Source organism: Saccharopolyspora sp. NPDC045839 (assembly GCF_056431645.1).
Window position 1 is genome coordinate 40,778 of record NZ_JBWKKH010000054.1, and the last position, 6,726, is coordinate 47,503.

The following is a 6,726-nucleotide window of genomic DNA, read 5'->3' on the forward strand; positions in this document are numbered from 1 at the left end:
GCTCCGCCGCTCGCTCCAGGTCGCTGCGCCGGCTCGGAAGCGAGTGCGGCTTTTTCGCGCAAAACCGGCGCACGCCAGGCGTGGCAAACGCCGGTTTCGCGCGAAAACGACGCTTGGCCAGGTGCCCACACAGCCTCCGCAGCAGCACGAGCACTTACTTGCCGAAGTCCCGGCCGATGAACGTTGTGCCTGGTCAGGGCCCGTGCGTACTTTGTGTTGCTATAGCGACACAAAGTACTCACGGGTTCAAAACCACCGGATGCCGTTCAGTAGCGGCCTGGGGCGCCGAGTTCTTCTTGCTCGCGGTCCGCCGGGTTGACCCACACGTAGTGGTTCTCCGACTTCGTCAGCACCGCCAGCATGTCGTCGTGCACGGCCTGCAATTGCTCCGCCGTTCGCGACGTGAAGCGGCGGGCCGCCGCGATCGCCCCCGCTTCGTCAGCCGCCAACCGCTGTAGCAGCAGGACATCCGCTTGCAGGGCCGCGTGGGCTCGCTGCGGCGTGAACCGGTGCAGCACCATGACTCGCGTCTGCCACGGCGCGGGCTCCGCCGGGGACGGCGGTGATTCCGCGTCGTACAGGGACAGGACCGGTGCGTCCGCCGAGGCCACGACTCCCGCCGGGGCGCCAGGTTCCAGCACCGCGACCCGGTCGGCACGGCCCGTCGCCGCCTGCCCGAGGTCCGACCAGCCCGCCGGTTGGTCGGTGAACACCAGGACCTTCGCGCCGAAGCGCAACGCCCGGTAGGCCAGCAGGCGCGCCGCCCAGGACGCGCCGACCAGCGCGATCGACACCGGTTCCGGCTGGAACAGCGTCATCGTCACCGGGAAGCCCGCCTGGTTCCGGCCCAGCGGGAAGCCGAAGGACGTGCCGGTGAGCTGCAGCAGGTCGAGATCCGGTTCGGTGGCCTGGTGCCGGCCGATGTCCAGCCTCGGCACCGAACGCTGCTTGCGCGGCCGCCAGCCTTGGGGCTTGCGCACCTCCACCGTCGGCGTGTCGTCCTGGCGAGGGCCGGGTCCGCCGGGCGGCAGCGGCGCGGCGACAGCCTGCGCGGCCGCCACCGACGCGGACGCGGCGGCGGTGTTCGTCAGGACCGCGCCGCCGGCCTGCTGGTTCCACTCCGACGTGCCGAGCGCGGGCGCGAACGCCGCGTCGTCGGCGCCCTGGCTCTTCGGGATCTGGATCGGCCCCGTCGTATCCGGCGGCTTCGCCACCGAGATCACTGGAACTCGCTTGGCAGCAACGGGTTTCGGCGGCTCCGGCCGCGCGACCGCGGGCGGCGCGACCGCCGACTGCACCGGGTGCTGACCCTCGTTCACCGCGCCCCTCCTCCGGTCGGCGCCGACGCGTAAACCGCTGGCAGTTGCTGTCCGTCCAATCTGGACAAACGGCCGCCCGCGTGCTCGACGAGGCGCGCCACCAGCTCGCACGTCTGCTCGTACCGCTGCGCGTCGGCGGCCACCCGGACCAGCGCGGACAGATCGGTGCCACGCTGCCCCGGTTCCAGCGCGATCGAGATGCTGACCTGCGCGTCCGGCACCTCCGCCAGCGCCGACAACAGCAGCGCGCCGCGCTCCGGGTTCGGCCACGACCGCATCCAGAAGCAGCCGTGCCGCAACCTGGTGGAACGCCAGGAATCCCACTCCTCGCACGGCTGCACGGGCCGCCGGTCCGCCGGTTCGGCCAGGTCGCAGGAGCGCACCAGCGCGTCGAGCAGCCCGTTGGTGTCGAGCGGGCGCGCGCGCAGTCCCCTGCGGCGCAACAACCTCTCGACCCGCCTGGCCAGTTCGGCGAGCAGCACCGGGACATCCGGATCGCTGTTGCTGTCCACTGCCGACTGGGCGACCACCTGCGCGTCCAGCCGCACCGCGATCCACACCACGTCGTCGCGCCGGTTCGTGCCCGGCAGCGGCGCGCTGTGCAGGACGACCTGCACCACCACGCCCGGCTGCTCGGTCGCGATCCGCGCCAGCGCCGCCATCGGAACCGGCGGCCGCGGCCCCTCGTCGTCGGCGACCTCCAGCACGGCGAACCAACCGGCGCCGTCGCTGCCCATGGCCAGCCGCGAATCCCCTTCGCCCGCAACGTCTTCCACGGTCAGGTCGGGTGCCAGCTCGCACAGCGCGGACAGCCGCGGGTCGTCCCGGCGGGCCGCGACGATGCCGCGCCTGCGGCGGAACCGCAGGCGGAGCCAGAGCATCTCGGTCCACCACTGGTCGCCGCGCCGGCCGAAGGTGGCCACTGCCGCGGCCAACCCGATCAGGCAGCCCACGATCAACGCCCACAGCGCCTGGAACAAGAAGAAGCACAGGGCGAGCTGCACGACCTCGAAGGCGAGCAGCCGCGTTAGGCTGACCGGACCAATGCGGCCCGGCTTGCGCTGCGGGCGGAACCACTCGTCATCCCGCGAACGGCCGAACGCGCTCGACTTCGGCGGTGCGCTGGTCTGGCTTGTCATCGAAGGCGGATCCCTCCCACGCGGCAAGGCTATCCCGACCACGGCGCCGCGGACAGTACCCGATTCGACACCAGCCGTACCCGGACCGCACCACACCGCCGCCGGAATCCCGGCTCCGGCCGCACAGCCAGCGAATACGCCGCAGGCGAGCCGCCGATCCGCGCGTCAGCACGCTGCCAGCAGCATTCGGCACCCTGGGCAGGGCGTGCACCCGTGTCCGGAAGGCTTGGCAGGTGGCGGCCCCGCTGCTCGAAATCGACGACGTTCCCGGAACCGAACGGCCTTCGGCGGCCGTCGATTCGGTGCGCCTCTACCTGGCCGGGATCGGCCGGACCGGACTCCTCGACCGGGCCGGGGAAACCGACCTGGCGGAACGCGCGGCGGCCGGGCTCCGCGCCGAAGAATCCCTGGAAATCCCGGATCTGCCCGAAGCCCGCCGCATCGAGCTGCGAGCCGCCGCCGACGACGGGCGCCTGGCCAGAGCCGCGCTGGTGGAGGCGAACCTGCGGCTGGTGGTGAGCATCGCCAAGCGCTACACCGGGCGCGGCATGCCGCTGCTGGACCTGATCCAGGAGGGCAACGTCGGGCTGCTGCGCGCCGTCGAGAAGTACGACCACAGTCCGGGTTTCCGGTTCGCGACCTACGCGACCTGGTGGATCCGCAAGGCGATCAGCCGGGCGTTGGCGGACCAGGCCCGCACCATCCGGCTGCCGCTGCACCTCACCGAACAGCTGACCCGGCTGGCGCGCCTGCGCCGGGAACTGACGGCGAAGCTGGGCCGGGCGCCGGGACACGACGAACTCGCGCAGGCGCTGGACATCCCGGTCCGCCAACTGCTCGAACTGCTCTCGCTCGCGCAGGAACCGCTGAGCCTCGACCAACCGACCGGCCCGAACGGCGGCACCCTGGCCGACCTGCTGGCCCTGCCCGACGACGGCGAAGCGTCGGGAATCCAGTTGCTGCGCAACGAGATCGAAGCCGTCCTCGGCACCCTCAGCCCGCGAGAACAGCAGGTCATCCGGCTGCGCTGCGGCCTCGACGACGGACGCCAGCGAACGCTGGCGGAGATCGGCCACGAGCTCGGCGTGACCCGCGAGCGGATCCGCCAGTTGGAGCACCGAGTCCTGCGGAAGCTCCGCGAACCAGCCCGCGCGGACCGCCTCCTCGCCTACGTCGGCTGACCCGGCCTCCACCGTCGGGGAGAAGTGAACGGCCTGTTAGCTCCGCTAGAGGAAGTGAACGGCCCGTTCACGCCATCCACCCGGCACTACCGGTTCGGCGCGAACGGACCGTTCACTTCAATAGAAGAGACGAACAGGCCGTTCACTTCATCCACTCAATGCCGACCGGCACCACACGGTTGTGGCGCGAACGGTCCGTTCACCTCATGCCCCAGGGGCGCTACTCCCGGCCGGCCGAGGTGAAGCTCATGTCGGCGTAGCGGGTGCCCGCGACCTTCGCCGAGATCGGCTCCAGCAGCTCCAGGTCCGCCGCCGTGAGCGCAAGGTCGGCGCCGCCGAGGTTCTCGTCGAGCCTGGTGCGGCGCCGGGTGCCCGGGATCGGGACCACCGCCAGGCCGTCCTGCTGCGCGTACAGCCAGGCCAGCGCCACCTGCGCGAGCGTCGCGCCGTGCCGCTGCGCGACCTCCCGCAGCGGCGTCAGGAGCTCGGCGTTGCTGGCGGCGTTCTCCCCGGAGTACTGCGGGAAGTTCCGCCGGAAGTCGCCGCCCGACAGCTCCGCCGCGTTGGCGAACGCCCCGGTGAGGAAGCCGCGGCCGAGCGGCGAGTAGGGCACGAGCGCCACGCCGAGCTCCTTGGCCGCCGGCACCGCAGTGTTCTCGACGTCCCGGTTGAACACCGACCACTCGCTCTGCAGCGCCGCGATCGGGTGCACCGCGTGCGCGGCGCGCAGCTCCGCGCCGGTCACCTCGGACAGCCCGAGGTGGCGCACCTTGCCCTCGGCGACCAGTTCCGCCATCGCCCCGACGGTCTCCTCGATCGGCACCGTCACGTCGCGCCGGTGCATGTAGTAGAGGTCGATCACGTCGATGTCCAGCCGCCGCAGGCTCGCCTCGGCCGCCGCGCGGACGTAGGCCGCGTCGCCGCGGAAGCCCCGGTAGTTCGGCTCGTCGGCCTTGCGGACCAGGCCGAACTTGGTGGCCAGCACCACCTGCTCGCGGTTCGCGTTCACGAACGGCGCGAGGAACTCCTCGTTGGCGCCGGAGCCGTAGATATCGGCGGTGTCGAACAGCGTCACGCCGCGCTCCAGGGCGTGCGCCAGCGTGCGCCGGGCCTCGTCCTGGTCGGTCGGGCCGTAGAACTCGCTCATCCCCATGCAGCCCAGGCCCTGCGCGCCCACCACCGGGCCGGATCCCAGCTGAACCTGCCGCAACGTCATTTCGTTTCCCCTTCGGATCGGCTGCCATCGATGCTGGCCGCCGTCGCGGGCGCGCGGCAGGGCGAGTTTCTCCTGGGTGTGGCGCACCCAGGCTGGGGTCGTGGCGTCGTGGCAGCATCGATGGGGTGAGCAACGAGCTGGGCAGCTTCCTGAAGGCGTGCCGGGCGCGCCGGAAGCCGAGCGACGTCGGCATCCCGGCGGGGCCCGGGGTGCGGCGGACGCCGGGCCTGCGGCGCGAAGAGGTCGCGGCCGTGGCCGGGATCAGCATGGACTACTACACGCGGCTGGAGCAGGGCCGCGAGCGACACCCGAGCGAGGCGGTGCTGGACGCGCTGGCGCGGACGCTGCAGCTCGACGCCACCGAGCGCCAGTACCTGAGCAACCTGGCCAGGCACGCGTCGCGCAGCCAGAACCCGGCGCAGCAGGAGGCCGAGCCGGTGCGGCCGACGGTGCTGCGGCTGCTCGACATGGTCGGCGAGGCCCCGGCGTACGTGCTGGGCGGCGGAAACGACATGGTGGCGGCGAATCCGGCCGGCCTCGCGCTGCTCGCGGGCATCGACCAGTGGCCCGCGCAGCGGCGCAACACGACCCGCTACCTGTTCCTGCACCCGGCGGCCCGGACGCTGTTCGTGGGCTGGCACGAGGTGGCGCAGCACTCGGTGGCCGACCTGCGAGCGACCTACGGCGACAACCCGGCCGACCGGCGGCTCACCGCGCTCATCGACGAGCTCACCACCAAGAGCGAGGAGTTCCCGGCGATGTGGGCGAGCCACCAGGTGCATCCGAAGGCGGCGGGCGTGAAGCGCTTCGACCACCCGGCGGTGGGCCGGATGGACCTGGACTACGAGGTCCTGGCGGTGCGCGGCGGCGACCAGCGGCTCGTCATCTACCAGGCCGAACCGGGCACCCCGGACCACGACGCGATGACGCTGCTCAGCATCGTCAGCCGCCGCGAGGAGCCGCACCGAACGCACCACGGGTGATCCGGGCGCTGAAGTACGGTCGGCAGGTGCTCCGACCTGACTACCCGATCACGACCGACCGCCTGCTGCTGCGCCCGTTCACCACCGACGACACGGCGGACGTCTGGGCCTACCAGCGCCAACCGGAGGTCGCCCGCTACCTCCTGTGGGAGCCGCGCGACCGCGAGCAGGCGCGGGACGCCGTCGCGCGGATGGCCGGGGAGACCCGGCTCGGCGCCGAAGGCGACTGCCTCACCCTCGCGGTGGTCGCGCCGGAGCTGGACGCGATCGTGGGGCAGGTCGAACTCGTCTGGCGCAGCGAGAAGCACCGGGAGGGCGAGCTCGGCTACATCTTCAACCCCGACCACCAGGGCCGGGGCCTGGCCACCGAGGCCGCCCGCGAAGTCCTGCGGCTGGGCTTCGAAGAACTCGGCCTGCACCGGATCATCGGCCGGTGCAACGCCCTGAACACCGCCTCGGCGCGGCTCATGGAGCGCCTCGGCATGCGCCGCGAGGCGCATTTCGTCCAGAGCGCCCACGTCAAGGGCGTCTGGCGCGACGAACTCAGCTACGCGATCCTCCGATCCGAATGGCAGGACCGGGTTTAAGGGCCCTCTCGGAACGAGGCCGGGGGCGCACGTTCTCTCTGATCGTCTGGAACCCTGAGCGCCGCTTTCCCACGAAACGGCGCCCCGCGTGAGGACCGAGCGCCGTTTTCGCGAGAAACCGGCGTTCCGCGTGAGGACCGAGCGCCGGTTTCGCGCGAAAACGGCGCCCCCTTGCGAACGCGGGGTGGGGGGGGGGGGGGGGGGGGGGGCAGGGGGGGGGGGGGAGGGGGGGGGGGGGGGGGGGGGGGGGGGACCAAGGCCCTGCGGAGAAAAGCCCACCCCCGGTACCGGTAGCCAGGGC

The 6,726-nt window shown here is 72.1% G+C and carries 6 protein-coding genes; 3 read left to right on the plus strand and 3 right to left on the minus strand.

The features are described 5' to 3' along the window. Nucleotides 1-266 precede the first annotated feature (266 nt). Together AC07EQ_RS41060 and AC07EQ_RS41065 are read right to left on the minus strand one after the other, a co-directional pair. Entirely contained in the window at nucleotides 267-1,319 is a 1,053-nt protein-coding gene (locus AC07EQ_RS41060; protein ID WP_478393200.1) for a hypothetical protein, read from the minus strand. Further along, entirely contained in the window at nucleotides 1,316-2,458 is a 1,143-nt protein-coding gene (locus AC07EQ_RS41065; RefSeq protein ID WP_478393201.1) for a type VII secretion protein EccE, read from the minus strand. Before AC07EQ_RS41065 ends, AC07EQ_RS41060 begins: the two co-directional genes overlap by 4 nt. Before the next feature lie 233 nt (nucleotides 2,459-2,691). On the opposite strand from AC07EQ_RS41065, the gene AC07EQ_RS41070 reads away from it, so the two are divergent. Next, nucleotides 2,692-3,639 (plus strand): sigma-70 family RNA polymerase sigma factor, encoded by a 948-nt coding sequence (locus AC07EQ_RS41070; RefSeq protein ID WP_478393202.1) that lies wholly within the window; start codon nucleotides 2,692-2,694, stop codon nucleotides 3,637-3,639. Between the two features lie 220 nt (nucleotides 3,640-3,859). Here the strand turns inward: AC07EQ_RS41070 and AC07EQ_RS41075 are convergent, their stop codons facing one another. After that, nucleotides 3,860-4,855 (minus strand): aldo/keto reductase, encoded by a 996-nt coding sequence (locus AC07EQ_RS41075; RefSeq protein ID WP_478393203.1) that lies wholly within the window; start codon nucleotides 4,853-4,855, stop codon nucleotides 3,860-3,862. 125 nt (nucleotides 4,856-4,980) lie between these two features. On the opposite strand from AC07EQ_RS41075, the gene AC07EQ_RS41080 reads away from it, so the two are divergent. Further along, nucleotides 4,981-5,838 carry a helix-turn-helix transcriptional regulator gene (locus AC07EQ_RS41080; protein WP_478393204.1) on the plus strand — a complete coding sequence of 286 codons (858 nt, stop codon included), beginning with the start codon at nucleotides 4,981-4,983 and terminating at the stop codon, nucleotides 5,836-5,838. A gap of 26 nt (nucleotides 5,839-5,864) precedes the next feature. After that, a complete protein-coding gene (locus tag AC07EQ_RS41085) occupies nucleotides 5,865-6,425 on the plus strand; it encodes a GNAT family N-acetyltransferase (protein ID WP_478393205.1) in 561 nt (186 codons plus the stop codon). Nucleotides 6,426-6,726 lie beyond the last annotated feature (301 nt).

What these genes read in the sequence shown, in the direction of transcription:
- AC07EQ_RS41075 (WP_478393203.1), bottom strand. Translation starts at nt 4,855, where the DNA reads ATGACGTTGCGGCAGGTTCAGCTGGGATCCGGCCCGGTGGTGGGCGCG.
- AC07EQ_RS41065 (WP_478393201.1), bottom strand. Translation starts at nt 2,458, where the DNA reads ATGACAAGCCAGACCAGCGCACCGCCGAAGTCGAGCGCGTTCGGCCGT.